The following is a 26,690-nucleotide window of genomic DNA, read 5'->3' as shown; positions in this document are numbered from 1 at the left end:
CTGCCGCGTCGATCATTACGGCAAGGCCACCGGCAATTCCGGGTACTCCTGCGTCAGCGCGTACTTGGTGCCGCCCACGGTAACCGTATAGTTGGCCGGTCCCGAGATCGGCAGGCGGTAGTTCAAGGTCAGCGCCACGGAGCCGCCCGGCGCCAGCGATTGCCAGGCGGGAATCGCGAAGCGGGCCCGGTTGTAGTTCTTCGTGAAGCCGCCGATATTGTTCGGCCCCGTGTAGCCGGCGTTGATGACCGTCAAGCCGAAGCCGGACTGGTCGCTCATGTCCGATGGCGCCGACACGGGATAGTCGAACTCCACCACGGTACCGCCCGGCAAGGTCGTGGCCGTGTTGTTCTTCACCGTCATCACGGGATTGATGGGGAAGTTGCTGTCGCCCAGCTTCCAGCCGCCGAGGGTGATGCTGACGTTGGCCGCCGTGCCCGGCATGGCGATTTCGGCGCGCTTGTTGCCATACGCGCCAGCCGTGCGGAAGGCCTGGTACAGCACATCTGTCAGAGTGGTGCCCATGAAATACTCGCCCTTGCCGCCATTGCGCGTGGCATCCCAGGCATAGTCGCCCGCCATTTCCCAGATCATCACGCCGCCGATATTGTTGTTGACGATGTACTGGGCCTTGGCCGCGATCGACTGCGTGGTTTCCGTGGAAATGAACACTTTCTTGGTTGCATTCCACAGCCACGGCGCCACCATGGTGCTGCTGTAATGCGGCACATAGGTGCCCACCAGCGCCTTGTCCGTGACTTTATAGGCGTCCAGGTAGCTCGGCACGATACCATTCTGCAAGTTCAGCGCATGCCAGATCGGATTGCCGCCGCCCGGCGTTGGTTTGCCCTGGGAATCAAGATCGAACCACACGTTGTCGATGCCCGTTGCGCCCGTGCCGCAGGTCTTGGTGCCGGCGCAGGTGACCGTGGAACTGATCAGCGGCGTCGTGCCCCACAGGCCGTTGGTGCCGCCCGTCACATCCTTCCAGCCCCGCGTGTAGAACGGCACGCCGATATTGATGCGTCCCGCCTGCATGGCGCCCCGGTAGTAGCGGTAAGCCCAGTCCGTGTTCAGGTAGCCGATGTTCTGGAACTGATAGGCATTGCCGGCCCGCAGTTCGCCATCGTTGCCGTCGTCAAACAGCGCCGCGTTCGGTCCCACGTACTGGTTCCATGCGCCGTGCAAGTCGTAGCTCATCAGGCTGGCATAATCGAGATATTTTAATCCCGACATGTTTTCCTCGCCACGCAAGACCCAGCCCGAGGCGGAGCCGGCGATGGTCAGCAGATAGTATTTATTGTCTTGCACGGCCGCTTCGTCGAGCTTCTGACGCAGCACTTTCAGCAGCAGGTTGTAGCTCGTCATCAAGCCGGCCAGGCGCGGCTTCGAGACGGCGAAGTCGTTCGGATTACCCGCTTCATTGTTGGTGGTCGGGTGTTCGTAATCGACGTCGACGCCATCGAAGAAGTTGTACTGGCGCACGAAGGCCACCATGGAATCGGCCAGGGTATTGATGCCGGCCGTGTTGATGCTGCCGTCCGCGTTCGTCGTGGCCGTATAGAAGCCGCCGCTGCCGGCCCAGCCACCCACGGAAATCATCAGTTTCACGCCTGGATACTTCTTCTTGTATTGCGACAGCAAGTTGAAGTGGCCCTTGTACGGCAAGGACGGGTCCATGGCCGCGGCCGGTACGTTTGGCCACGTCAAGCCCGTATCGGGATTGGCCGCGCCGCTGCCGATGGCGATTTTTGACGTGGCCGGATCGACGGTGGCGAACGCATAGTTCAAATGAGTGATCTTGTCCCACGGCAGGTTATTTACCAGATACGTTGGGCTGCCATCGACGCCCGTGCGCCAGCTGGCAAAGTAGCCGACGATGCGCCGGTTCAAGCCATTGCTCAGCACTTCGCGGCCATTCGCGTCGTACACCTTGCAATACGGCACATTCGGCACGGCCGAAATCAGGCCGTCCGGACGGCAAGCCGTGGGCGTGGGCGTCGGTGTTGGCGTCGGTGTTGGCGTTGGTGTCGGTGTCGGTGTCGGCGTTGGTGTCGGCGTTGGTGTCGGCGTTGGTGTCGGGGTCGGGGTTGGCGTCGGGGTTGGTGTCGGCGTTGGCGTTGGCGTCGTATCCATCACGGCCCAGGGGCCCCACTGATCGGTGGCGCTGGGGACATTGCCCTGCGTCCACCACTTGGCCTTGTAGGTGACACCCTGGTAAAGCACGCACTGGCCGCCCGTGTAGACGGTGGCGGCATCCCAGACGGCGCACGCTTCGACGGCGGCGAGCAAGGTGTTCGGGGTGGCGGTCGTACCGTCCTGGCCGCCGCCTCCGCAAGCGACGAGCACGCTGCTGAGCAGGGCCATCAATAATGCATTCGATTTCATGTTGTATTGGTCTCCGTTATGGTTTTACATCGAGAGCTGTTGCAGGCCCCTCGAGGGGCTCTTGTCAACTGTTATCCCTGGCTGGCTGGTCCTGCCTTTACTGCTACTGCAACTTCACATTCCAGTTGGCTTCCACGCATTTCACGTAGTTCCCGGCCAGCAATGCGCTGTACGGGGTTTGATAGCTGACCAGCTGGCATTGGTTCTCGCCACCGGCGCTCCAGTTTTTTTCCCAATAGATGTTGTAGGAAGCGGAACTGGCCGGGGTGAAGCGCTGCATGTTGGCGCAAGACAATTGTTCGCCGGAATAATCCCAGCCCATGTCGGCGGCAAACTGCTTGTAGTAATCGATGCGGTTTTGCGCGGCCTGTTTTTCCGTGCCCTGCCCGCATTCGGCGTTGATGATCATGATGGTGGTGGCGAAGTTATTGCCGGCGCCCGCCGTCGTATCGGCCGCGTTCGGCACCCACGTGCCGTCAAGCACGTGCAGCATCGACGGTTTCGGCGGTTGCGGATAGACAAAGAAGAACGTGGCCGACGCCAGGTTCAGCCAGGTCGAGGCCACCAGGTCCGGATTCTTCAGCAGCACGGACTGGTCGCCGTCATGCATGGCTTGCGAGAAGGGACCGTAGTTGTAGTTGTACGACAGCTGCTTGGCGCCGCGGCCGAAATATTTCTTGAAGCTGCCGTCGGCATTTTTGCCGCAGGTCCACACCTTGTTGAAGACGGGGTCGGCGCACTCGACGTTGTAGCCGCAGCCGGCGCCCGTCTCGTCGCAGCCCAGTTCGCGCAAATACTTCAAGCCCTGGCGCCATTGCGGCAGCGGGCTGCTGGCGTTATGGTCGCCCGTTTCCTGCACGAAGTGGGCGAACATGGTGGCGAGGCTGTGGCGGCAGATGGCGTCCGCATTGCGCCCATCGCTGTAGTCGTCGCACACGGCGGGGAACTTGGCCACTGCTTGCAGGAAACGTTGATACGTATAGCTGGCGTCGCGCGCGGCAAAATAGTAGTCCCACTTCGCCGCCGGCAACAGGCGCTCGACCCGCTTGACGTTGAGCGGATTGCTGGCCAGGCCAGGCTGCACGGCCTCGACGGCCGCATTGCCCAGGGTGCGGATCGACGCCTTGACCTTGCGGAAGAAATCGTTGTTCGTCAGCGCCGCCTCGTTCGCTTCGGCCTGGGCCTTGGTAGGCACGCCTGGCGTTGGTGTCGGCGTTGGCGTGGGTGTTGGAGTAGGCGTAGGAGTCGGGGTCGGCGTCGGGGTGGGCGTGCTGCTATCGAGGCTCCACGGCCCCCACTGGTCGTTGTTCGGCGCCGTGCCCTGCACCCACCATTTGGCGCGGTACACCTTGCCGTCATAGACGGCGCACTGGCCGGCCGTGTAGACGGCAGCGGCGCTCCAGGCCACGCAACTGTCGCTGGCGGCCGTGGCGGCCAGCAGGGTCGATGGGGGTTCGGTGGTGGAATTGCCGCCGCAAGCGAGCAGCGCGCTGCCCAGCAGGCCAGCCATCAAAGGCGAGGCCAGCCGGCTAATTTGCCGTGTCTTCACAATGTCTCCTGAACGTTATACGAAAACTATCGAAGTAGCTTTTTATGTTGTACGTAAAGAAAGCACAGCGAAGCATCGGCTTTCTGCACAGAGAATGCGACGCCCCAAATTGGTAGTCAAGTGGTTTTATATAACGGTGTTTTTTACAGTACCAGTGCTATTGACCGCTATATTGGCAAGCGATGCGGCGGCGAATGGGACAGGTAAAAAAAAGCCCGCTGCGCAATGGCAGCGGGCAATACCGCGCAGTATGGGTGGCGGCAAGTGGTATTACGGGTTGCCGCGCGTCCGGGACGAACTTATCGGTTCAGCACGTACCTCGCCAGGGCCGCCGCATCGGCTGCACTGAGCTGGCTGAACGGCGGCATGGGTACGGGACCCCATTTGCCGGTGCCGCCACTGCGGATGTTGGCCGCCACGGTGGCGACCCCATCCTTGCCCTTGTAGCTGGCCGCCACTTCCGCAAAGCCGGGACCGACCACTTTCTGGTCAAGCGCGTGGCAAGCCATGCAGCCGTTCGCCGCCAGCAAGGTCTTGACATCCTTGCCGCTGGCGGCCGGGACAGCGGCTGCCACGGGTTTGGCGACGGCCGCGCCCGTTGCTGCGGCGCCCCGCTCGACGCCATAGGTTTTCACCAGGTAATCGACCATGGCCGGCACGTCCGCGTCGTCAAACTGGGCGCCAAACGGCTTTTTCATCTTCTTGACGGTCGCTTCCCAGTAGGCGCGCGGCGAAGCGGGCGGCTGGCTCGATGCATACTGGGCCGCGTGGCACGTCATGCAGTTGCGTTGCACCAGCTGGTAGCCGGGCAATTCGCTGGCTTTGTAGGTCGCCGTTTCCGGCGGCAAATGGATTTCCAGCGCACACGCGCCGCCCGCCGCCGACAGTGCCAGCGCGGCAAACAAGATCTTCATATGGTTCTCCTCAGACTGCCTGGATGCGCGTGGCTTCCACCACGTTGCGCATATAACCCATGGGATTCCACAGGGCTTTCATGGGCTGGCTCTGGCCGATGCGGTTGACGGCGCGCACCATCAGCACGTGCTTGCCCTTGCGTGGCGCCTTCATGACCATCGTCCACTCGCGGAACGAAAAACGTCCCAGGTCCTTGCCCAGCTTCGCTTCCTGCCACGTCTGGCCACCGTCCACCGATACAGCTACCTCGCTGATGCCCTGGCCGCCGTCAAAAGCGATGCCGCGCAGGGCCAGGTCGCGCCCCGCCTTCACTTGCGCGCCATCGTGCACGCTGGTGATGAAGGAGCGCACGTTGAGGCGGCTGATCGGCGTCGTCTTGCCCACGGGCGTACCAGGCTCGATGAAGCCGGAGCCATTGTCGGGAATGCGGTAGCCCGTACTCATCCAGAAGCCGTCGAACGGTTTGTCGAGCACCGTGATGTCGCTCAGGTGCTTGACCCAGTAGGTGCCATAGAAGCCCGGCACGATCAGGCGCAGCGGGTAGCCGTTGAGGAAAGGAATGTCCTCGCCATTCATGGCCCAGGCCAGCATGACGTCGCCAGCCATGATGTGCTCGACGGACAAGGCTTTTTGAAAATCGGGACCATCGCCCACGGGCGGCGTTTCCAGGCCATTGAATGCGACCTGCACGGCGCTGGCCGCGATACCGGCCTTTTCCAGCACGGTTTTCAGTGGGATGCCCGTCCAGCGGGCATTGCCCATGGCGCCATTGCCCAGCTGCCCGCCGTTGGCGCGCGGCGTAAAGAAACCGCGGCTGTTGCCCGAACATTGCGTGACAGCCACCACGTCGACCGGATCGGCCAGCTGCTTCAGTTCGGCCAGCGACAGTTCCAAAGGCGTCTTCACGAGGCCGCCGATGCGAAGGCGGTAGCTGCCGCCGTCTATGCTGGCGGGCAAGCCGCTCCAGTGGTAGCGCACGAAGAACGCATCGTTGGGCGTGATCGCGCCTTCGCTGAAGACGCTGAACGGCGTTTCCAACTGGGGCGGACGGCTGGTCAGCAGGATCAGCGGACGCTTTTGCGGGAAAGCCACCAGTTCGCGCTCGCCATTTTCAAACGGCAAAGTCACTGAAGCGGACTCCGCCAAGGCCGGCCCCGCCACGGCAGCGGCGCCCAGGGCAGCCGTCGTGCGCAGGAAGCGGCGCCGGCCTGCGGGCAACAAGGTCGTGTCAGACATGTTTGAGCTCCACTTTGGCTTCGTTGTCGCCGTTGCGATCATCATTGACGAGCTTCTTGATGTAGTACATGACGCTCATGATGACCACGCTCAACAGGCCGAACCAGAACGACACGCGCTGCTCCGTATCGGACGACACGCTCATGGCGCCGAGGATCACCAGCATGGCGATGATGGTGAAATACGTCAGGTAGGGGAACAGCCACATGCGCACCTTGATGCGTTCCGGGCATTCGCGTTCCAAGCGGCGGCGCAAACGCAATTGAGATATCGCAATGAGCAGGTAGACGAACAGGATCAGGATGCCGTAGGAATTGACGATGAAGGGGAACACGAGGTCGGCCGACACATACGATACGGCAATGGCGAAATAGGCGAACAAGGTGCTGAACAAAATGGCGCGGATCGGCACGCCGTTCTTGCTCAGCTTGACCAGGCCCGTCGGGGCATCGCCGCGGCGCGTCAGTGCAAAGATCATGCGCGACGAGGCGTACAGGCTGGAATTGAGGGCTGACAGCACGGCCGTCAAAATGATGGCGTTCATGATGTGGGCCGCGTACGGGATGTTCATGACGGTCAGGGCGCTGACGAAGGGCGTGGCGATGGCCGGCGAATCCCAGGGTACGATGCACACGACAACAAACATGGAACCGACATAGAACATCAGCACGCGCGTGATGACGGAATTGGTGGCGCGGGCGATGGCCTTGGCCGGGTCCGACGTTTCGGCGGCGGCGATGGTGACGATCTCGGCGCCCGAATAAAAGGCCGTGGCGGCGACGGCGCCACTGAGCACCGGTCCCCAGCCGTGGGGCATGAAGCCGCCGTTGCTCGTCAAAAAGCCCAGGGTCGGGATGCTGTTGGGCAAGCTGCCCGTGATGAACAGGGCGCCGACGAACAGGAAGACGATGATGGCGACCACCTTGATCGAAGCGAACCAGAATTCGAATTCGCCGAACGCTTTCACGGAGAACAGGTTAAGGATGGTCATCGAGACGAGCAGCACCAGGCTGATCGACCATGACGGCACGTCGGGCAGCCAGAAGTTGACGAGCTTGGCGCCGGCGATGGCTTCCAGTGCCACGACGACGACCCAGAAATACCAGTACATCCAGCCGCTCATGAAGCCGAGGAATTTCGAGACCTTCGGCTTATCGTCGAAGGCCAGGCGCGCATATTCGTAAAAGGAGCCGACCACGGGCAAGGACGAAGCCAGCTCGCCCAGCATGCGCATGATCAGGACGACCAGGCCGCCCGTGAGCAGGAAGGACAGGATGGCGGCCGGGCCGGCGGCCTTGGCGATGACGCCGCTGCCGACAAAGAGGCCGGCGCCGATCACGCCGCCAATGGCGATCATGCTCATGTGGCGTTGCTTCAGCGAGTGCTGCAAGCCGGTACTGTTATGCGATTCGCTAATCATTTGTGTCTCCTAGTAATATCTGAAGCTCGGTGCGCCCTGGCCTGCTGCGGCATGTTTCTGCCGCGCGGCTTTTTTTATTTAGGCACACCGTCAAGCAGCATCGATACATCATCAAATCAGTCTGGTTGGCTGCATGCCATAAGTCAATCTGGAAATGCAGCGGCCCGGCGCGGTCGCCAAGGGGCAAGCGCGCTGGAGAGTAAGTACGGGGTATTGCTGGGTTATTACTGGTTAAAAAAATGGGAGCGGCGGCAACACTTGTGGCGTGCGCGCCACTCCCAAGAACGTCTTACACCTTGCCCTTCCATGGCACGAGGGTACGTTCGAGGTAACGCATCATCAAATCAAACAGGAAAGCGAAGAAGCCGATCACGATAATGCCCATGATCACCACATCGCTGGCCAGGAACTCGGAAGCGCTGAGCACCATGTAGCCGAGGCCGCGCGTGGCCGCCACCATTTCGCCGGCCACCAGGGTGGTCCAGCCCACGCCGATGCCGATACGCATGCCGGTGAGGATTTCCGGAATCGCGGCCCGCAAAATCACGTGCACGATGACCTGGAAACGCGTGGCGCCCATCGAGTACGCCGCGTGGATTTGCTCCAGCGACACGGAGCTGACGCCGGCGCGGGCCGCGATGGCCATCGGTGCGAAGATGGCCAGGAAGATCAGGTAGACCTTCGAAAACTCGCCGATGCCGAACCAGATGATGACCAGTGGCAAGTAAGCGAGCGGCGGCAGCGGGCGGTAGAACTCGATCAAGGGATCGAAGATACCGCGTGCCACGCGGTTGACGCCCATCATCACGCCGATGGGAATGGCGAACAGGCACGCCAGGCCGAAGGCGCCGAACACACGCACCAGACTGGCGACAGTGTGTTCCCACAGGGTGGCGCCGCCGAAACCGGTGGTGGCCGCCATGATGAACTTTTCATAGACGGCTTGCGGCGACGGCAGGAACAGCGGCTTGACCATGCCGCTGGCCGTCACGCCAAACCACAACAGCAATACAGCGATGACGGTGACTGTAGCGATGCGGCTGGAATTGCCCTGCCCCGGCGCGCCGAACGCTTCGCCGGGCATGGCGCAGCGGGGAGCGAACAGGCGGCCAAAGAAGCCGGCGCGCTTGGCGGCAGCGGGAGGAAATCCCACGGCGGATGGGCTATGCATGGGACACCTCCAGCTCTTTATTGACAGCGCGCTCGTCGCCATAAATGATGTTGAGCACCGTTTCGCGCATCTTGATGAAGTCCGGGCTCGATTTCACGGCGCGCGCATCGCGGCATTCGAGGAAGCGCTTGTTGAAATCGAGTTCATACGTGTGCGTGATGCGGCCCGGACGGGGCGACATGACGATCAGCCGGTTCGCCAGGAACAGGGCCTCGTCGACGCTGTGGGTAATGAAGAAAAACATGGTGCTGGATTTGGCCCAGATATCGAGCAGCAACTCCTGGATGGTTTCGCGGGTCAGCGCATCGAGCGCGGCCATCGGCTCATCCATCAGCAGCATGGCGGGATTGCTGGTCAGGGCGCGGGCGATGCCCACCCTTTGCTGCATTCCGCCCGACAACTGATAAATCATATTGTCGTGAAAGTCCTTCAAGCCGACCAGCGCGAGGTTTTTTGCCGCCTGTTCGCGCCGCACGGCTTTCGGCACGCCTTGCAGCTTCAAGCCGAATTCCACGTTTTCCATCACGTTCAGCCATGGCAGCAAGGCATGTTTCTGGAACACGACGCCACGGTCGGCACCCGGCCCTTCCACCTTGTTGCTGCCCAACATGATCTCGCCCTTGGATGGGGCGATAAAGCCCGCCATCAGGCTCAGCAAGGTGGTCTTGCCGCAGCCCGAGGCACCGAGCGCGACGACGAAGTCGCCGCTATTGATGGTGAGATTGATATTATTTAAGGCATGTACGCGTTCACCGGCCGTCTTGCCCGGATAAATCACGCTGACATCCTTGACGTAGAGATTTTCCATCATGTGCCCCGCATAGGTGTAGTCACTTCAGTTCAACGCATTCTGTTCAGTCAGCGCGCCCGCAGGCGCGCCATCGCACAACGTTTACTTCAGCAGGCCGGCGGCCTGTGCATACCTGGGTGTCACATACTTGGCGTAATCTGTTGCCAGGGTGTCGATCTTGCCTTCGCCCTTCAAAAATTGCGCCGTGGCCAGCAAGGCTTGCGCCACGCCGCCCTTGGCGCCGCCGCCGAGCCAGGCTGGCGACGCCTGCTCCTGCAGCGATGGGTAGGCGTACAGGGCCACGGAAGCGGCCACGTCCTTGGCGGCCGCGCCCGAATGCTTGACGTTGGCTTTCACTTGCGGGGAATCGATGGTCCACGCCTTCGGATTGGCGCGGTAGTCGGCGTCGGCGGCGGCCATCACCTTGACGAACTTGGCCATGAAGTCGGCGTTCGCTTCGCCCCAGGCGCGCTCGACGGCCATGCCGTCAAACGTGGCCTTGCCCTTCTTGCTCAATTCGCCGGACGTGACGAGCACCTTGCCGTTTTGCTTGAGCTTGCTCAAGGCCGGGTCCCACACGAAGGCCGCATCGATGTCGCCGCGCTCCCAGGCGGCAGCGATCTGGTTCGGCTGCATGTTGAGCAATTTCACTTCCGTGGGCTTGATGCCCCACGTTTCGAGCGCGAACATGGTGTGGAAGTGCGTGGTGGAAACGAAAGGCACGGCGATTTTCTTGCCGCGCAAGTCCGTCGGCTTGGTGATGCCGGCGCCATTGCGGGCCACCATCGCTTCCGCTTCATTGATGTCGTCGATGATCCAGAACAGCTGCAGGTCGACGCCGCGGCTGACGGCCGCCGTCAAGGGACTGGAGCCGATGACGCCGATCTGCACGTCGCCGGACGCCATGCCGGTGGCTACCTTGGCGCCCGAGTCGAACTTGCGCCAGTTAATTTTATAGCCGGTGGTTTTTTCCACTTCGCCGCTGGCGATCGCCACCAGGAAGGGACCGTTGATTTCCTGATAGGCAATCGTCACTTCCTTGCTTTGCGCGAAGGCGGTACCGCTGGAAGCCAGGGCGGCACCCAGCACCAGGGTGCCGAGGACGGCGCGGCGCATCGTTGAAAAACCTGTTTTGCTCGTATTAGTGTTCATGTCTCACTCCAAGTTATTGTTATGTGTGAACGTTCGGGCAATAACATCCTTGCGGATGGCGTCGCTGGCCGGTCTATGCCAGCTCATGCGACGACTTGAACTGCAGTGCTGCTTTTAGAAAACTTCATCTTTCAAGTGATACCAGCGGTACAGGAAGCGCTGGCCCAGGCGGCGGAACGGGGCGAACGCTTGCGACTCGACCAGTTCCATCATGTTCGGGTACGGCAGTTTCGAATTGAAGATCGGCAAGCCCGTGTCGCTGGCCTTGCCCGCGATGCGTTCGGCCATGCGCCGGCCCGCCTGCGCCGAATACATGACGCCGTTGCCGCCGTAACCGAGCGAATAGAAGATCGATTGCTTCGGATCCGGTTGCACGATGCGCGGCATCATGTCGTGGCTGACGTCGACCCAGCCCCACCACGAATAATCGATGGCGATGCCGGTCAGCGCGGGGAACTTGCGGTGCAGATCGTTGATCAAAAACTGTTTGTACTTGTCGTCCGGCGCGTCGGCGCCCGTGATGGCGCTGCGGCTGCCGATCTGCACGCGGTTGTCCGGCATCAAGCGGTAGTAGTGGCGCAGGATGCGCGTATCCGTAATCACTTGGTGGGTGCGGAAGTTGCACGCCTCGATTTCCGCCGGCGTCAACGGACGCGTGACGAGCGAGTTCGACAGAATCGGCAGCAGGCGGTTCTTCACTTGCGGATGCAAGTGGGGCGAGGTGTAGCCGCCCGTGGCCACGGCCACGGAACGGGCACGCACCACGCCGCCCGGCGTTTGCAGATAATGCACGCCGTTGCGCGTTTCCCAGCCCATCACGGGGCTGGACGGATGCACCTTGGCGCCCAGCGCACGGGCCTTGCGCAGGTAGCCGAACGCCAGCTTGCCTGCGTGGATGCCGATGCCTTCCGGCTCGTGCAGCGCGCCGGCCGCTTCCTTGTCGTCGACGAATTCGCGCTTGACGGTGTCGGCGTCGAGGATGCGTGCGTCGTACTTGAAGATCTCGCGCATGATCTTGGCTTCTTTTTCCAGCGCGGGCATGGCTTTCGCCTTGTGGGCGATATACAGGTGGCCGCCCGGCTGCGGGTCGCAATCGATGTCGGCCGTGATCTTCTTGAACGTTTCCATCGCGTCGCACACTTCCGCGTGCAGTTTCAGGGCCGTGTCCATGCCGTAGCGGTCTATCCACTGCGAGCGCTTCAGGCGGCCCGTCGTGCATTGCGCCTGGCCGCCGTTGCGCGTGCTGCAGCCCCAGCTGACCCGGTTCGCTTCCAGCACGGTCGCCTTGATGCCGTGTTCCTGGGCAAGGAAGATGGCGCAGGACAGGCCCGTGAAACCGGAACCGATGATGGCCACGTCGACGTCGATGTCATGCGTGATGGGGCCGTCGTCGGCGGGCGGCTCGCCGGCCGTGCCGATCCAGTAGGTGGGCGCGTAGGCATTGCCATGGCCGGGGCGCTGGGCCACCAGCGGATCGTAGGCGGGATCGTAGGACGTGCGGGCGGCGGTGCTGGTGCCCAGTACGTCAGATGGGGTGTCGACAGGTTTGTTCATGATCATTCCCGGTGAACGTGCTGGCTCAGGCTTTGTTGCCGGTAGCGACCGGTGGGCGATCCTTGCGGAAGGCATTCTTCACGGCGATCTTGCCGTCGCGGAAAGTGAAGATGTCGACCATGCGCGCTTCGATGCGCGTGCCGTCCGCCTTGGTGCCGGCAAACGTCGATTCCGTCACGCCGCGCTCGCCGCTGACAAAGTGTTCTGGATTCAGCCAGGCGGCGTCGGGGAAGGTTTTCCAGGCCAGCTCGAAGCCGGCGCGCACGGCGTCGCGGCCGATGAAGCTTTTGCCCAGCAGATCAGGCCCGGCCACGGCGTGGAATTCGCAATCGTCGGCCATGGCGGCCATCAGGGCCTCGATATCGTGGCGGTTCCAGGCATCGCCGAACGCTTGCAGGAAATCAGTGGTGACGGCGTCGGTGTGCGGTACAGGGTGGTTCATGGTGGTCTCCGTAAATCGTTTTTGATACGCTACGTTCCGTTTTTTGTCTTTTATTGAATTTAAGCCTTAAGCATGGGCTTGTCAAATCAAATAATTCAAAAAACGGGACGCCTTGTATTCTTTAGTGAAATTATGATACTTCCGTGACAATGTGTGAGAATTTCGTCACAACACCAAAGTCGCAAATTCCGGGGTCAGACCCGCCGGGTCTGACCCCAGCTTTTTGCCGCTGGCTCAAGCAATCAAACGTAATCTTTATATTTATCCAGATGCCGCACAGGTTTGCTCAGCGCATCGCGGCGGAACGGGTCGCCCAGCTCGCGCGTGCACATGATTTCAATGATGGTGGTCTTGCCTTCATTCATCTGCATGTCGATCGCCTTTTTCAAGGCCGGGCCCACGTCTTCCAGCTTGTCGACCGTGATGCCTTCGGCACCCATGGCGCGCGCGATCTCGGCGAAACTCTGGTTGTCGAGTTCACCGGCAACGAAGCGGCGGTTGTAGAAATCGACCTGGTTTTTCTTTTCCGCGCCCCACTGGCGGTTGTGGAACACGACGGCCGTGACGGGAATGTTGTGGCGCACGCAGGTCATCGTTTCCATCAGGCTCATGCCCCAGGCGCCATCGCCCGCATACGACACGGCCGGACGGTGCGGCGCGGCCACCTTGGCGCCGATGATGGTCGGGAACGCATAGCCGCAGTTGCCAAAGCTCATCGCCGCAAAGAAGCTGCGCGGCTTTTCAAAGCGCAGATAGCTGTTCGCCACCGAGTTGATGTTGCCGATGTCGGTCGACACCATCACGTCTTCCGGCATGGCTTTTTCCAGTTCGCGCAAGACCTGGCGCGGGTGCAGGTAGTTGCCCGGCTCTTTCTTTTGCTCTTCGATCATGTCCAGGCTGTACGCATCTTTTTCGTGCGTCCAGTTCGTCAGCTCCTCTTCCCATGCCGATTTTTCCGCTTGCACGGTGGCGTAGCGCTCGTCGCGCGTCGCGTCGCAGTCGAGGCTCTTGCCGTCCAGGCGGGACAGGATGGCTTTCGCGGCCGCCTTGGCGTCGCCGCAGATGCCGACCGAAATCTTTTTGACCAGGCCCAGCATCTTGTTGTCCGCATCGATCTGGATGATCTTGGCGTTCTTTGGCCAGTAATCCATGCCGTGCTGCGGCAAGGTGCCGAACGGGCCCAGGCGCGAACCCAAAGCGACGACGACGTCGGCCTTGGCGATCAGTTTCATGGCCGCTTTCGAACCTTGATAACCGAGCGGGCCGCACCACAGCGGATGGCTGGCGGGGAAGGAGTCGTTGTGCAGATAGCTGTTGACGACGGGGGCACCCAGGCGCTCGGCCAGGGCCTTGCACTCTTCGATCGCTTCGCCCATGACGACGCCGCCGCCCGAGATGATGACGGGAAACTTGGCTTTCGCCAGCAGTTCGGCCGCATCGTTGAGGCTTTGTTCGCCGCCGGCGCCACGGTCCAAGCGGTTAGGTTTCGGGATTTCCGCTTTGATTTCGCCATAGAAATAGTCGCGCGGGATGTTCAGTTGCGTCGGACCCATTTCGGACATGGCGCGGTCAAAGCAGCGGCCCGTGAATTCCGCCATGCGGGCGGGATTGGTCACGTGGCCCTGATACTTGGTGAATTCCTCGAACATCGGCAACTGGTTCGCTTCCTGGAAGCCGCCCAGGCCCATGCTCATGGTGCCAGTTTCCGGCGTAATGATGACGACAGGCGTGTGCGCCCAGTAGGCGGCGGCGATGGCTGTCACGCAATTACTGATGCCGGGGCCGTTCTGGCCGATGACGACGCCATGGCGGCCAGAGACGCGGGCGTAACCGTCGGCCATGTGGCCGGCGCCCTGCTCGTGCACGACGGGAATCAAGCGGATGCCGGCCGGGGCGAAGATATCCATCGGGTCCATGAAGGCCGAGCCCATGATGCCGAACATGTCGGTCACGCCATTGGCGGCCAGGGTTTCCACGAACGCTTCGGAAGGCGTCATCTTTTGCGGGCCGGTGGGGATGGCCGCTGCGGCGGCGGCTTTTTGGTCGGTCATGTCATTCATGGGTGTCTCCTGGTCTGTTGTAATGAACTGCAGTGTAGTGGGTAACTTATTTATCAAAAAACGGTATATTTTGTTCCGAAATTTGATATACAATTCAATTTAAGCGTTTGGTAATCAAAAGTCAAACAGAATTTCGAGGAAACGGTACAATTTGAGTTCGAAAATGAAATAACACTCAGACAGACAACCGAGGCCACCATGGACATGATTTCATCCCCAAAACTTGAGCCGGAAAAACTGGAAGGCGACACGCCCACGATGCGTTTGTTTGCTTTGCTGGAAGTGATTGCCGAAAAAGACCAGTTGCTGTCGCTGCAAGCGCTGGTGGAAGAAACGGGCTTGCCCAAGCCCACTCTGCACCGCATGCTGCAACAGCTGGAAAGCGTGGGCGTGCTGCAGCGCGAAAGCGATGGCCGCCACTACAGCACGGGCGTGCGCCTGCGCCGCCTGGCGTCGAACCTCTTGATTAACAACACGTTCCATGGCGCCCGCCGCATGGTCTTGCGCCAGCTGGTCGAGGAAGTGGGCGAAAGCTGCAACCTGACGGCCTTCAGCGGCAGCGAAGTGGTGTACCTGGACCGCGTGGAAACGGCGGCCCCGCTGCGCTTCTACCTGCATCCCGGTTCGCGCGTGCCGGCCCACTGCTCGTCGAGCGGCAAGCTGTTCCTGGCGCAAATGACGCCCGTGCAACGGCGCCGCCTGCTGGGCCATATGGAATTGACGCGCTTTACGGACAAGACGGAAACGGACCCCGTCAAGCTCGAGCGCGAACTGGAACTGGTGCGCCGCAACGGCTATGCGCTGGACGACGAGGAATTCCTGCCCGGCCTGCTGTGCGTGGCTGTGCTGGTGCCGAACCCGAACGGCCGCTCGAACTTGGCCGTGGCCATCCAGGCGCCCATCATCCGTTTGACGCACGACAAGGCTTTACATTTCTTGCCAGCACTGCAACGCGCCGCGCAAGCCCTGGCCGCCATCGAATCGGAAACCATGCCGACGACGGGCGGGGACGACGACGCATTGCAAACCGGTCATTCATAACCGCCGTAGCGCCCATGCTGCGGTTTCACAGGAGAACAAGGTGCCAGATTCACGCCAACATCCCCCCGCCGCAGCGGCGCAAACCTTGCAGTCCGTGCGCAGCCTGTTCGATATCGACAGCGACCTGCTCGTGCCCGTCTTCACGGAACGCGATCCGCACGTGCCCGACATCGATCCCGCCTACCGCTTCAACAAGGATGTGACCCTGGCAATCCTCGCCGGCTTCACCCACAACCGCCGCGTGATGGTGCAGGGCTTGCACGGCACGGGCAAGTCCACGCATATCGAGCAGGTGGCGGCGCGCCTGAACTGGCCTTGCGTGCGGGTCAACCTCGATGGCCACATCAGCCGCCTGGATCTGGTCGGCAAGGACGCCATCGTGCTGCGTGAACAGCAGCAAGTCACGGAATTCCAGGAAGGCATCGTGCCCTGGTCCCTGCAACGGCCCGTGGCCCTGATCTTCGACGAGTACGACGCGGGCCGCCCCGACGTGATGTTCGTCATCCAGCGCATCCTCGAGCGCGACGGCAAGTTCACCCTGCTCGACCAGAACCGGGTTATCACGCCCCATCCTCACTTCCGTCTGTTCGCCACCTCGAACACGGTTGGCCTGGGCAACTTGAACGGCATGTACCACGGCACGCAAGTGCTCAATCACGCGCAAATCGACCGCTGGAACATCGTTGCCACCTTGAACTATCTGCCGCAGGCGGAAGAGACGCAGATCGTGCTGGCGCGTGTCCCCGCCATGAACGACGAGGCAGGCCGCCAGCTGGCCGCCGCCATGGTGGCCGTGGCCAGCCTCACGCGCCACGGCTATGCGGCGGGCGACCTGGCTTGTCTGATGTCGCCAAGGACCGTCATTACCTGGGCGGAAAACTGCCAGATCTTCCGCGACCCGGCGCTGGCCTTCCGCCTGTCCTTCCTCAACAAATGCGACGAGGCCGAGCGGCCCATGGTGGCCGAGTATTACCAGCGCTGCTTCAATGAGGAATTGCTGGCGAGCCAGGCATGAGTGCCGAAACGACGGCGCCTGCCGCCTACACGCGCGAGCAGCAGGAAACGGATGAGCTGTGCGCGGGCGCCATCCGCGCCCTCAGCGCTGCTCCCTCGATACGCTACCGGGGCCGGCGCCTGCACGACGGCCACCGTCCCCTGCCCATCCACGCGGCCCATCTGCAGTCCGATGCGGCGCTGCAGGATTTGCCATCCTTGCGCGGCGCGGCCGACAGCGTGGCCCTGCGCCTGCTGCATACGGATGCGGCCCTGCACAAGTCCTTCTGCCCGCTCGAACCCGTGGCGCGGCTCGTGTTTGAATTGCTGGAACAGTTAAGGGTGGAAACCCTGGCGCCCGAGCAGCACGCTGGCGTGATCGGCAACCTGCGCCACCGTTTCACGGCCTGGTCGCACGCGTTCTACGATTCCGGCCTGGCCGAGGGCGCTTCGGGCTTGCTGCTGTACACGGTATTCCAGATGTGCTGGTCGCGTCTGACGGCCAGGCCCGTACTGGAAAAGACGGAAGATTTTATTGAAGCGACACGCTGGTCGGTGTCGTCGCAATTGAGCGGCGACCTGGCAGGATTGCGCCGCCACCGCACCGACCAGGCCGCCTTTGCGCGCCATGCGCTGGCCATCAGCCACGCTGTCGACGCCATGCTGAAAGACGCTCAGGCCGCGCGCGATGGCGGCGAGGACGATGCGGGCGACGCCAAGGCGCAGGCCGCGTTCAAGCTGCTGCTCGATTTCGACAGCGATAACGACAACCTGCCCGATGCCGCCCCGTTGGGCGAGAGCCGCGCCTTCAGCGATGGCGATGGCGGCTACCGTGCCTATTCCACGGCGTACGACCGCGAAGAAAAAGCGGGCGAACTCGTGCGCCGCGCCCTGCTGCTCGAATACCGCGAACGCATGGATGCCCGCATCGCCAGCCTGGGTATCAACACGGCCCGCCTGGCCCGACGGTTCACGCAATTGCTGGCCGTGCCCGAGCGCGACGGCTGGTCGTTTGGCGAAGAAGAAGGATATATCGATGGCCGCCGCCTGGCGCAACTGATCTGCTCGCCATCCGAGCGCAGGCTGTTTCGCAAGGAACAATTCCTGCCGCAAGCTGATTGCCTCGTCACCTTTCTCGTCGATTGCTCCGGCTCCATGAAGACGCATGCGGAATCCGTGGCCGTGCTGCTCGACATTGTGCTGCGCGCACTGGACCAGGCCGGCGTTGCCACGGAGTTGCTGGGCTTTACGACGGGCGCGTGGAACGGGGGAAGAGCCAAGCGCGACTGGATGCGCGCCCGCTCGCCGGCGAATCCAGGCCGCTTGAATGAACTTGTGCACATGGTCTTCAAGGATGGCGACACGCGCTGGCGCCGCGCGCGGCCCGATATCGCCGCCCTGCTGAAAGCGGACTTGTACCGCGAAGGCGTCGATGGCGAAGCCGTGGACTGGGCGTGCACGCGCATGCTGGCGCGCCCGGAACGGCGGCGCATCCTGCTCGTCGTGTCCGACGGTTGCCCGATGGATACGGCCACGAATCTCGCCAACGACGAGTTTTACCTCGCGCAACATCTGAAACAAGTGGTGGCGCGCCGCGAAGCGCAGGGCGCCATCGAGATTTGCGGGCTGGGCCTGGGCCTGGACCTGGGCGCCTACTACAGCCGCAGCCTGGCTACCACCCTGCCCGCCTCGCTGAACAATGAGCTGTTCAGCGAGATCGCGCAGTTGCTTGGTGGCCGCAAACGTTAAGCCTTCAGCCCACCTCGTAGCGCACCGTGTGCGCTTCCATCGGCAGCGGGATTTCCCAGTTCCACAGCATGCCCTGCAGCTTTTTGTTACTCAGCGACGTGTCGCGCTGGCCGTTGCGCCGCAGTAATTCCTTGCGCGGCTGCTCCAAGTACACGAGCTCCACCTGCGCGTGGTATTTGTACAGCAGGTTGAGCGTCTTTTCGCGCATCAGCTTGGACAGATGCGTGGCATTCCACACGAACGGTTCGCCCTTGCGCAACAATTCGCGCGCCCGCTCTTCCGCATAGTCGCCTACCTGCCCCTCGTTCTTGCCATGCTTCAAGCCCAGGGCCGTGCGCGCATCGTCAAACGACACGACGGGCAGGCGCGGATGGTGCTTGTCCACCCACGTGTTCTTGCCCGACGCGGGCAAGCCCGACATGACGATCACGTGCGAACCCGGCTCCTGGAACAGGGAATAATCGGGATGCGCCTCGGCGCCGCGAAAATATTTGACGCGCGTGTGATCGTCAACGAAAGCGCGCCGCTGGCCATAGCATCCTTCCTCGCGCGCCAGTTCGCGGAACAGCTCGATGGCGTCCAGAATGCGCTGCGGATCGGGGCAGATACGTCCGCGGATATCGGCCTCGGCCAGCATGGCCAGCAAGCGGATATCGACTTGCCACGACAGTTCGCGTACGGTGAACTCGGGCGTGACGCCGCGCCGCGACGTTTCCAGCGCAAAGAACGGCACCTGGTGCACATTGATCAGGCGGCAGATCTCCTCGCGCGCGGCAAACGGCACGTCGCAATCCCACAAGGCGATGCGCGCATCGAGGGCGCCCTTGCGCGAGTGGCCGGGCTGGCCGATGGCCCCCGTCACCGGGTCGATCACCGTGGTGCTGCACTTGGCCACGTCGTGCAGCAAGGCGGCAAGAAACACGATTTCCTGTTCCGCGCGCGTGGCTTGCTGGTAGTCGGGCATGGCCAGCAAGGACTCCACCACCATCATCGTATGCGTCCACACATCGCCTTCCGCGTGATAGACGGGGTTTTGCGGCGTCGTCTTCGCCAGTTCCAGCTGCGGGAAGGCGGCCAGGCAGGCGTTGAAATCGGGCGACTGGCCCGCTGGCGGCACCAGTTGCTGCAGGGTTTTCCAGTTCATCATTTTGTACTCCTTGAGAAAGCTGCCAGTTCGTCGAGCGAACGGCAGGTATGCAAGCCCAGGCTTTCCCACGTGACGAGCGGCTGCGGCGCGTACAGGTCGACGCCCTCGGCCAGCTGGTTGGGGATCAAGGGCCGCGTGCTGTGGTGCGAACCGCTGTCGAGGATGGTTTGCGTGAAGTCATGGCGCACCAGCTTGTAGCGGGCCAGCACCTGCTCGTCGTCTTCCACCTTCAGATATAGGCCTTCCGCGTGGTCGGACTTGTCCGTCTGCTTCCAGCACAGGTCCAGCGGCAGGCGCTCGCGCGCCACGGCGTGTTCAAAAGCGTCGCGCCACAGACTGGACTTGGCCAGCGAATGGCGCAGCAGCTGCCACAGCTGCTTCGGCGTGGCTGGCATCAACCCCGCATACAGCACGGGGACGGACAGCACGGGTGAGCCGGCCAGTATGGCGTGGCGGCGCGCCGTCGACAAAAACATCTGGCTGCGGCGGCAATACACGTCGAACTCGTTGAAGTAATGGGGCAAGCGGTCGTAAAACACGGAATGCTTGCTGTACGACCATTCGCCAAACAGCACATACTGGTCTTCCAGCATGGACAGCAAGGCGTGTTCATGCGCATGCGCCCACGGTTTCAACAGGTTGAACTGGCGTTCGCTGCCGCCGCCCGCCAGGTAGTGGCCGCGCGACTGCAGCAGCACCTCGCCCGCATCGCTGAACGACACGGCGGAGTTGGCGCCATCGATTTTCTCCTCGATGACGACATACTGGCCGGCCAGCTTTTTCAGGGGCATCTGGTCGGAACCGTCGTCGCCATCCTGCAGGCGCGAGCCTTCCAGGTGCGGCGTGCGCGGGTATTTGAATAAGGGTAAAGATTGTAAAAACATAGCGTCCCACGCCGCGTTCACCGGGGCGTGTCCATACAGGGTCAGGGGTGCTGACGACGTGTTCGGGCGTGGACGATCAAGACCAGGGTCTCGGATACGTGTACGGGAAGAGCAAAAGCAGTGCCGCAGCAATCGGGGGCGTCAACGCGCCGAACGATGCTGCAAAGAGCATTTCGTCAGCGTTAGCAGGTGATGGCGAAGTAGCGAGGCACTTTTGGCTCCAATAAGGAAGAGGTTCTAGAAAGAACGGGGAATATAACGGCAGTTTGACTATTTTGCAAGCGCCGCACGCTTGGAGATTAGCCGAGCAATTGCGGCACGGCCGCCGCCATCAGGGAAAGACCGATGGCGGTCAGCACGGCAAACGCGATGCGGCGCATACCGCGCTGGGCGATCGGCGGCGGGTAGCGCTTGCCGGCCATCGTGGCCAGCACGCCCACGGGCAGGGCCAGCGCACACAGCAGCAGCACTTTCGTGTCGAGCTGGCCCTGGCTGCCCGCCATCAGCGAGCGCCCGCCCGCACTGATGGCAAATAAAAAGATCAGGCTGTAGCGGATGGTCTTCAAGCTCATTTCCTGGCGGTAGAACTGGTACACGAGCGGTGGTCCGGCCAGCGAAAACAGGCCCGAGAACAGGCCGCCGCACACGCCGCTGATGAAGAAGCTTCGCTTGTCGGCCGCGCCGGGGCCAGGCGGCGCTTGCAGCAAAATGCTGACGCCGCCATACACGATGGCCCCGCCCAGCAACAGGTGCAGCAGCGGCGCATACGCCTGGTCCAGGTAGCCGAGCAGCAAGACGCCGGCCGCCATGGCCGGCAGCAAGCCGATGCTGGCGGCGCGGATGGCGCGCCAGTCCAGGTGGTGCAAGGCGCCCAGCAAGGCCACGAGGCAATTGGCCAGGGACAGCAGGCTGACGAGGGCCGCCAGCGCCGGCACGGGCGCCAGGCCCAGGCCGCTGGCCACGCCCATGACGATCATGCCCAGGCCAAAGCCCGTGACGGTCTGGAAATACGTGCCCGCCGCCACCACGCCCAGCAGCGCCAGCACGGGCCAGCTGAACAACTCAGCGCCCACCCTGAGCCTGCACGGACGTGACCGCAATCACGTTATAGACATCGTCGGCGCTGCAGCCGCGCGACAAATCGTTGGCGGGCTTCTTCAAGCCTTGCAGCAAGGGGCCGATGGCGACGGCGCCGCCCATGCGTTCGGCCAGCTTGTAGCCGATATTGCCCGCGTCGAGGTTCGGGAACACCAGCACGTTCGCGCGGCCGTTGACGACGGAATCCTTGACCTTGCGCTGGGAAATCTCGGCCACGATGGCCGCATCGAGCTGCACGTCGCCATCGATGGCGAGCAGCGGACGCTGGGCCTTGACCCGGTCTGTTGCCGCATGCACCTTGTCGACGGCCGCGTGGTGGGCGCTGCCGCTGGTGGAAAACGACAGCATGGCCACGCGCGGCTCTTCCATCAGCAAGGCTTGGGCGCTGTCGGCGGCCGCCATGGCGATGTCGGCCAATTCCTCGGCTTTCGGATCAACAACGAGGGCGCAGTCGGAAAAGATGAAACCGCCCTTGAGGCTGTGAAAAGGTTCGCACAGCATCATCAGGAAAAAGCTCGACACCAGCTTGAAAGCCGGGTCGACGCCGATGATCTGGATGGCGCTGCGCACCACGTCGGCCGTCGTGTGCACGGCTCCCGCCACGCAGCCATCCGCGTCGCCCAGGCGCACCATCAGGTTGGCGTAGCACAGCGGTTCTTGCACGGCTTTCCTCGCCTGCTCCACCGTCATGCCCTTGGCCTGGCGCAACACGAACAATTGCTGGGCGTAATGTTCCGACTCGCTGGACTCGGCCGGGTCGACCAGGCGCACGGCGTCCAGGTCCAGCGCGTATTCCTGCGCCAGGGCCAGGATGGCGGCGGGATTGCCGACGATGGTGATGTGCGCCAGGCCTTCGGCAGCGGCACGCGCGGCCGCCTGCAGCACGCGCGCATCGCCGCCCTCGCACAAGACGATATGTTTCGGCACGGCGCGGGCTTGCGCGATGATGCGGTGCAGGGCTTTCATGGCGACTCCAATTCGGTAAAAAAATGCCGGAACCATGGAAGCATGAGGCATGGTTCCGGCACATAAAACCCGGCATGGCCGGGGTCATACAAGGATCGGTCAGGGTGGTGTCGGATTACGCCGGATCGAGGCTAAATTCCGGGGTCAGACCCGCCGGGTCTGACCCCAGCTTTTTGCCGCTGGCTCAAGCAATCAAACGTAATCTTTATATTTATCCAAATGCCGCACAGGCTTGCTCAGCGCATCGCGACGGAACGGGTCGCCCAGCTCGCGCGTGCACATGATTTCGATGATGGTCGTCTTGCCTTCATTCATCTGCATGTCGATCGCCTTTTTCAAGGCCGGGCCCACGTCTTCCAGCTTGTCGACCGTGATGCCTTCGGCGCCCATGGCCCGCGCGATTTCCGCGAAGCTCTGGTTGTCGAGCTCACCGGCAACGAAGCGGCGGTTGTAGAAATCGACCTGGTTTTTCTTTTCCGCGCCCCACTGGCGGTTATGGAACACCACGGCCGTGACGGGAATGTTGTGGCGCACGCAGGTCATCGTTTCCATCAGGCTCATGCCCCAGGCGCCATCGCCCGCATACGACACGGCCGGACGGTGCGGCGCGGCCACCTTGGCGCCGATGATGGTCGGGAACGCATAGCCGCAGTTGCCAAAGCTCATCGCCGCAAAGAAGCTGCGCGGCTTTTCAAAGCGCAGATAGCTGTTGGCCACCGAATTGATGTTGCCGATGTCGGTCGACACCATCACGTCTTCCGGCATGGCTTTTTCCAGCTCGCGCAGCACCTGGCGCGGGTGCAGGTAGTTGCCCGGCTCTTTCTTTTGCTCTTCGATCATGTCCAGGCTGTACGCATCTTTTTCGTGCGTCCAGTTCGTCAGCTCCTCTTCCCACGCCGCCTTTTCCGCTTGCACGGTGGCGTAGCGCTCGTCGCGCGTGGCGTCGCAGTCGAGTGCCTTGCCATCGAGGCGAGCCAGGATGGCTTTCGCGGCTGCCTTGGCGTCGCCGCAGATACCCACAGAGATTTTCTTGACCAGGCCCAGCATCTTGTTGTCCGCATCGATCTGGATGATCTTGGCGTTCTTCGGCCAGTAATCCATGCCGTGCTGCGGCAAGGTGCCGAACGGGCCCAGGCGCGAGCCCAAAGCGACGACGACGTCGGCCTTGGCGATCAGTTTCATGGCAGCTTTCGAACCTTGATAACCGAGCGGACCGCACCACAGCGGATGGCTGGCGGGGAAGGAGTCGTTGTGCAGGTAGCTGTTGACGACGGGGGCACCGAGGCGCTCGGCCAGCGCCTTGCACTCCTCGATGGCTTCACCCATGACGACGCCGCCGCCCGAAATGATGACGGGGAACTTGGCTTTCGCCAGCAGCTCGGCCGCGTCATTGAGACTTTGTTCGCCGCCGGCGCCACGGTCCAGGCGGTTCGGCTTTGGAATTTCGGCCTTGATTTCGCCATAGAAATAGTCGCGCGGGATGTTCAGTTGCGTCGGGCCCATTTCCGACATCGCGCGGTCAAAGCAGCGGCCCGTGAATTCCGCCATGCGGGCAGGGTTGGTGACGTGGCCCTGATACTTGGTGAATTCCTCGAACATCGGCAACTGGTTCGCTTCCTGGAAGCCGCCCAGGCCCATGCTCATGGTGCCGGTTTCCGGCGTGATGATGACGACCGGGGTATGCGCCCAGTAGGCGGCGGCGATGGCTGTCACGCAATTACTGATGCCGGGACCGTTCTGGCCGATGACGACGCCATGGCGGCCCGAGACGCGGGCGTAACCGTCGGCCATGTGGCCGGCGCCCTGCTCGTGCACGACAGGAATCAGGCGGATGCCGGCGGGCGCAAAAATGTCCATCGGGTCCATGAAGGCCGAGCCCATGATGCCGAACATGTCGGTCACGCCATTGGCGGCCAGGGTTTCCACGAACGCTTCGGAAGGCGTCATTTTTTGCGGGCCAACAGGTATCGCGGCTGCGGCGGCTTTTTGGTCGGACAAATCGGTCATGGCTCAGTCTCCTTACGGTTTTATAAAAAATCGGTATATTTTGTTCCGATATTTGAAATACGTGTTCAATTTAACGGTTGCGAAATGCGCTGTCAATGAAAATTCATGAAAAATCGGACTGTTTCATTCCTGAATCCGGAATCCGTGACTTTGAGCCACCCCTGAAACAACAATGGCGGGCTGTCCGCAACAGACAGCCCGCCATTGCTTCGTCCTGCGCCGCGTCTTAGAACTTCAAACGCATGCCGGCCGTAAAGGCGCTCGAGTTATGCCCAAGCAAGGGCACGCTGCCGCCGCTCGATGCGTCGCCGACAAAATTGGTGCCAGCGCCATCGTTGTTGATGCGCCCGTACGAGGTGTACAGATTCGTGCGCTTGGACAAGGCATAGGTGTAGCCGATGGCCAGCTGGCGCCCGCCGCGGCGCGCATTCGTGCGGTCATCCTTCTTGATGTAGGACGCCATCACGCTGCCCGCCGCGCCCACGGGGGCCGACGCGCCCAGCATGTAGCTGCGGAAATCCGTGCCCGCGTCATCCTTGTCCGTTTCATACGCGGCGTGCAGCTTGGCGGGGCCGAAGTCGTAGGTGCCGCCCAGCAAGGTGACCTTGGCCGTGTTCAGCGGCGTGTCCTTGCGGTTGTCGTGCGCCAGGGTCAATACCAGCGGGCCATTCGCGTAGTCGATGGAAAAGTCGATGGTGCGGCCCAGGGTATTGCTGTCCGGCTTTTCGCCGAGGCCATACATGATGGCGGCCGACAAGCCGTTCACCTTGGGTGTCTCGTACATGATCGAGTTTTTCGTGCGCAGGCTGGCCACGCTCATCAGGTTGATCGAGGCGCCCGTCATGCCCGTCTCGAAGGGGTCGATATTGTCCAGCGCGGTAAACAGCGGGTTGTGCTGCAAGCCCAGGTTCACGGCGCCGAAGCCGCCCGACAGGCCCACGTAAGCCTTGCGCCCGAACAGGGCGCCCTGGCGGTTGGCGCCCGTATCCACGTCGAGGCCATTTTCCAGCACGAAATTGGCTTTCAGGTTGTTGCCCAGGTCTTCCGTGCCCTTGAAGCCGATGCGGCTGCCCGATTGCACGCCGGTAGCCAGCTTGGTGACGGAGCCTTCCGCGCCGCCGTGTTCGGACGTCAGGCCCGCGTCGAGCAAGCCGTACACGGTGACGGACGATTGGGCGCTGGCGCTGCCGGCGAAGGAGGAGGCCAGGATGGCTGCCGCTACGAGTGTGTGTTTCATGTCATCTCCAGGTATTGTGGTTTTTATAAACGCTTGAAACAATCATCAACTGCCTTGCTACAAATCGGGCTCAGGCGATCAGCCCGGCCATCGGCGACGACGGCGAGGCGCTCATGACGCCTGCTCTCCGGGGCATGCGTCCGGCCAGATAGGCCTCGCGTCCGCCCTGCACTGCCAGTTTCATGGCGCGCGCCATGCGTACCGGTTCGCGCGCCGCCGCGATGGCGGTATTCATCAGGATGCCGTCGCAACCGAGTTCCATGGCGATGGCCGCGTCCGACGCCGTGCCGACACCGGCGTCGACCAGCACGGGGACCCTGGCTTGCTCGATGATCAGCGATAGATTCCACGGATTCAGAATGCCCATGCCCGAGCCAATCAGGGACGCCAGCGGCATGACGGCGATGCAGCCGATGTCTTCCAGCATGCGCGCCTGGATGGGGTCGTCGCTGCAATACACCATCACCTGGAAGCCGTCGCGCACCAGTTCCTGCGCCGCCTTCAATGTTTCCGGCATGTTCGGGAACAGGGTCTTTTCATCGCCGAGCACTTCCAGCTTGCACAGCTGGTGCCCGCCCAGCAGCTCGCGCGCCAGCTGCAAGGTATAGACGGCGTCGCGCGCGTTGTAGCAGCCGCCCGTGTTGGGCAAGATCGTGTATTTCGATGGCGGTATGAAATCGAGCAAGTTCGGCTCGCCCTTTTCCTGGCCGATATTCACACGCCGTATGGTGACGGTGACGATCTCGGCGCCGCTCTCTTCGATGGCTAGGCGCGTCTCCTCGAAATCCTTGTATTTACCCGTGCCCACCAGCAGGCGCGACTGGTAAGTGGTGCCGGCCAGGGTCAGCCCGGCCGGTGGTTGGCTGGGGGTGGCGTCGTCTCTCATCGTGG

The 26,690-nt window shown here is 62.2% G+C and carries 21 protein-coding genes; 3 read left to right on the top strand and 18 right to left on the bottom strand.

Translation table 11 applies throughout. The features are described from left to right. Window positions 1-15: 15 nt before the first annotated feature. From AC54AG_RS14430 to xsc (AC54AG_RS14380), 11 genes are all read right to left on the bottom strand, one after another. Complete coding sequence (locus AC54AG_RS14430) at window positions 16-2,388, bottom strand: chitinase C-terminal domain-containing protein (protein ID WP_496630736.1); 2,373 nt, start codon at window positions 2,386-2,388, stop codon at window positions 16-18. A 103-nt stretch (window positions 2,389-2,491) separates the two neighbouring features. After that, window positions 2,492-3,937, bottom strand: coding sequence for a glycoside hydrolase family 19 protein (locus AC54AG_RS14425; RefSeq protein WP_496630735.1), 1,446 nt, complete (start codon window positions 3,935-3,937; stop codon window positions 2,492-2,494). 299 nt (window positions 3,938-4,236) lie between these two features. Continuing rightward, window positions 4,237-4,851 (bottom strand): SorB family sulfite dehydrogenase c-type cytochrome subunit, encoded by a 615-nt coding sequence (sorB, locus tag AC54AG_RS14420; protein ID WP_496630734.1) that lies wholly within the window; start codon window positions 4,849-4,851, stop codon window positions 4,237-4,239. Window positions 4,852-4,861: 10 nt separating this feature from the next. Beyond that, complete coding sequence (gene sorA / locus AC54AG_RS14415; RefSeq protein ID WP_496630733.1) at window positions 4,862-6,088, bottom strand: SorA family sulfite dehydrogenase catalytic subunit; 1,227 nt, start codon at window positions 6,086-6,088, stop codon at window positions 4,862-4,864. Then, window positions 6,081-7,508, bottom strand: a complete 1,428-nt coding sequence (locus AC54AG_RS14410; protein ID WP_046683319.1) for an amino acid permease — start codon at window positions 7,506-7,508, stop codon at window positions 6,081-6,083. Before AC54AG_RS14410 ends, sorA begins: the two co-directional genes overlap by 8 nt. A gap of 289 nt (window positions 7,509-7,797) precedes the next feature. Beyond that, a complete protein-coding gene (locus AC54AG_RS14405) occupies window positions 7,798-8,592 on the bottom strand; it encodes an ABC transporter permease subunit (protein ID WP_051959683.1) in 795 nt (264 codons plus the stop codon). Between the two features lie 79 nt (window positions 8,593-8,671). Then, complete coding sequence (locus AC54AG_RS14400; protein ID WP_071324509.1) at window positions 8,672-9,487, bottom strand: taurine ABC transporter ATP-binding protein; 816 nt, start codon at window positions 9,485-9,487, stop codon at window positions 8,672-8,674. 84 nt (window positions 9,488-9,571) lie between these two features. Then, a complete protein-coding gene (tauA, locus tag AC54AG_RS14395; RefSeq protein WP_496630732.1) occupies window positions 9,572-10,621 on the bottom strand; it encodes a taurine ABC transporter substrate-binding protein in 1,050 nt (349 codons plus the stop codon). A gap of 114 nt (window positions 10,622-10,735) precedes the next feature. Further along, window positions 10,736-12,175 carry an NAD(P)/FAD-dependent oxidoreductase gene (locus AC54AG_RS14390; RefSeq protein ID WP_070305093.1) on the bottom strand — a complete coding sequence of 480 codons (1,440 nt, stop codon included), beginning with the start codon at window positions 12,173-12,175 and terminating at the stop codon, window positions 10,736-10,738. 25 nt (window positions 12,176-12,200) lie between these two features. Beyond that, the gene (locus tag AC54AG_RS14385) at window positions 12,201-12,617 is read right to left on the bottom strand and encodes a nuclear transport factor 2 family protein (RefSeq protein WP_496630731.1); all 417 of its coding nucleotides are present in this window, start codon (window positions 12,615-12,617) and stop codon (window positions 12,201-12,203) included. A 242-nt stretch (window positions 12,618-12,859) separates the two neighbouring features. After that, a complete protein-coding gene (gene xsc / locus AC54AG_RS14380) occupies window positions 12,860-14,668 on the bottom strand; it encodes a sulfoacetaldehyde acetyltransferase (RefSeq protein ID WP_496631004.1) in 1,809 nt (602 codons plus the stop codon). A 213-nt stretch (window positions 14,669-14,881) separates the two neighbouring features. Here xsc (AC54AG_RS14380) and AC54AG_RS14375 point away from each other — a divergent pair, with 213 nt between their 5' ends. Genes AC54AG_RS14375 through AC54AG_RS14365 form a run of 3 tightly spaced genes read left to right on the top strand, consistent with a single transcriptional unit; the run spans window position 14,882 to window position 18,460 of the window. Then, window positions 14,882-15,718, top strand: a complete 837-nt coding sequence (locus AC54AG_RS14375; protein ID WP_374106902.1) for an IclR family transcriptional regulator — start codon at window positions 14,882-14,884, stop codon at window positions 15,716-15,718. Between the two features lie 40 nt (window positions 15,719-15,758). Beyond that, window positions 15,759-16,733, top strand: coding sequence for an AAA family ATPase (locus tag AC54AG_RS14370; protein ID WP_331779147.1), 975 nt, complete (start codon window positions 15,759-15,761; stop codon window positions 16,731-16,733). Then, entirely contained in the window at window positions 16,730-18,460 is a 1,731-nt protein-coding gene (locus tag AC54AG_RS14365; protein WP_496630730.1) for a cobaltochelatase CobT-related protein, read from the top strand. The genes AC54AG_RS14370 and AC54AG_RS14365 overlap by 4 nt, the downstream gene beginning before the upstream one ends. A 4-nt stretch (window positions 18,461-18,464) precedes the next feature. Here the strand turns inward: AC54AG_RS14365 and AC54AG_RS14360 are convergent, their stop codons facing one another. The 7 genes from AC54AG_RS14360 to AC54AG_RS14330 all read right to left on the bottom strand — a co-directional run bounded on the left by AC54AG_RS14360 (window position 18,465) and on the right by AC54AG_RS14330 (window position 26,685). After that, window positions 18,465-19,607: an AAA family ATPase gene (locus AC54AG_RS14360; protein WP_496630729.1), complete on the bottom strand. Its 1,143-nt coding sequence runs from the start codon at window positions 19,605-19,607 to the stop codon at window positions 18,465-18,467. Beyond that, window positions 19,604-20,491: an RNA ligase family protein gene (locus AC54AG_RS14355; protein ID WP_496630728.1), complete on the bottom strand. Its 888-nt coding sequence runs from the start codon at window positions 20,489-20,491 to the stop codon at window positions 19,604-19,606. The genes AC54AG_RS14360 and AC54AG_RS14355 overlap by 4 nt, the downstream gene beginning before the upstream one ends. A 299-nt stretch (window positions 20,492-20,790) precedes the next feature. Further along, on the bottom strand, window positions 20,791-21,552 hold the full coding sequence (locus AC54AG_RS14350) for a TSUP family transporter (RefSeq protein WP_496630727.1): 762 nt from the start codon (window positions 21,550-21,552) through the stop codon (window positions 20,791-20,793). Window position 21,553: 1 nt separating this feature from the next. Then, window positions 21,554-22,555, bottom strand: coding sequence for a phosphate acetyltransferase (pta, locus tag AC54AG_RS14345; RefSeq protein ID WP_496630726.1), 1,002 nt, complete (start codon window positions 22,553-22,555; stop codon window positions 21,554-21,556). Between the two features lie 192 nt (window positions 22,556-22,747). After that, the gene (gene xsc / locus AC54AG_RS14340; RefSeq protein WP_496630724.1) at window positions 22,748-24,562 is read right to left on the bottom strand and encodes a sulfoacetaldehyde acetyltransferase; all 1,815 of its coding nucleotides are present in this window, start codon (window positions 24,560-24,562) and stop codon (window positions 22,748-22,750) included. A gap of 226 nt (window positions 24,563-24,788) precedes the next feature. Continuing rightward, a complete protein-coding gene (locus AC54AG_RS14335; RefSeq protein WP_496630723.1) occupies window positions 24,789-25,799 on the bottom strand; it encodes a porin in 1,011 nt (336 codons plus the stop codon). 70 nt (window positions 25,800-25,869) lie between these two features. After that, entirely contained in the window at window positions 25,870-26,685 is an 816-nt protein-coding gene (locus tag AC54AG_RS14330; RefSeq protein ID WP_034758622.1) for a thiazole synthase, read from the bottom strand. Between the last annotated feature and the right edge of the window lie 5 nt (window positions 26,686-26,690).

The sequence above is a fragment of the Janthinobacterium sp. BCJ23 genome, from assembly GCF_059617945.1.
Note: the sequence above shows the minus strand (reverse complement) of the source record. Positions and strands in the feature narration are given on the sequence as shown.

What these genes read in the sequence shown, in the direction of transcription:
- pta (WP_496630726.1), bottom strand. Translation starts at nt 22,555, where the DNA reads ATGAAAGCCCTGCACCGCATCATCGCGCAAGCCCGCGCCGTGCCGAAA.
- AC54AG_RS14355 (WP_496630728.1), bottom strand. Translation starts at nt 20,491, where the DNA reads ATGTTTTTACAATCTTTACCCTTATTCAAATACCCGCGCACGCCGCAC.
- sorB (WP_496630734.1), bottom strand. Translation starts at nt 4,851, where the DNA reads ATGAAGATCTTGTTTGCCGCGCTGGCACTGTCGGCGGCGGGCGGCGCG.
- AC54AG_RS14335 (WP_496630723.1), bottom strand. Translation starts at nt 25,799, where the DNA reads ATGAAACACACACTCGTAGCGGCAGCCATCCTGGCCTCCTCCTTCGCC.
- AC54AG_RS14375 (WP_374106902.1), top strand. Translation starts at nt 14,882, where the DNA reads ATGATTTCATCCCCAAAACTTGAGCCGGAAAAACTGGAAGGCGACACG.
- xsc (WP_496631004.1), bottom strand. Translation starts at nt 14,668, where the DNA reads ATGACCGACCAAAAAGCCGCCGCCGCAGCGGCCATCCCCACCGGCCCG.
- AC54AG_RS14390 (WP_070305093.1), bottom strand. Translation starts at nt 12,175, where the DNA reads ATGAACAAACCTGTCGACACCCCATCTGACGTACTGGGCACCAGCACC.
- AC54AG_RS14400 (WP_071324509.1), bottom strand. Translation starts at nt 9,487, where the DNA reads ATGGAAAATCTCTACGTCAAGGATGTCAGCGTGATTTATCCGGGCAAG.
- AC54AG_RS14410 (WP_046683319.1), bottom strand. Translation starts at nt 7,508, where the DNA reads ATGATTAGCGAATCGCATAACAGTACCGGCTTGCAGCACTCGCTGAAG.
- AC54AG_RS14385 (WP_496630731.1), bottom strand. Translation starts at nt 12,617, where the DNA reads ATGAACCACCCTGTACCGCACACCGACGCCGTCACCACTGATTTCCTG.
- AC54AG_RS14330 (WP_034758622.1), bottom strand. Translation starts at nt 26,685, where the DNA reads ATGAGAGACGACGCCACCCCCAGCCAACCACCGGCCGGGCTGACCCTG.
- AC54AG_RS14405 (WP_051959683.1), bottom strand. Translation starts at nt 8,592, where the DNA reads ATGCCCGGCGAAGCGTTCGGCGCGCCGGGGCAGGGCAATTCCAGCCGC.
- tauA (WP_496630732.1), bottom strand. Translation starts at nt 10,621, where the DNA reads ATGAACACTAATACGAGCAAAACAGGTTTTTCAACGATGCGCCGCGCC.
- AC54AG_RS14360 (WP_496630729.1), bottom strand. Translation starts at nt 19,607, where the DNA reads ATGATGAACTGGAAAACCCTGCAGCAACTGGTGCCGCCAGCGGGCCAG.
- AC54AG_RS14365 (WP_496630730.1), top strand. Translation starts at nt 16,730, where the DNA reads ATGAGTGCCGAAACGACGGCGCCTGCCGCCTACACGCGCGAGCAGCAG.
- xsc (WP_496630724.1), bottom strand. Translation starts at nt 24,562, where the DNA reads ATGACCGATTTGTCCGACCAAAAAGCCGCCGCAGCCGCGATACCTGTT.
- sorA (WP_496630733.1), bottom strand. Translation starts at nt 6,088, where the DNA reads ATGTCTGACACGACCTTGTTGCCCGCAGGCCGGCGCCGCTTCCTGCGC.
- AC54AG_RS14430 (WP_496630736.1), bottom strand. Translation starts at nt 2,388, where the DNA reads ATGAAATCGAATGCATTATTGATGGCCCTGCTCAGCAGCGTGCTCGTC.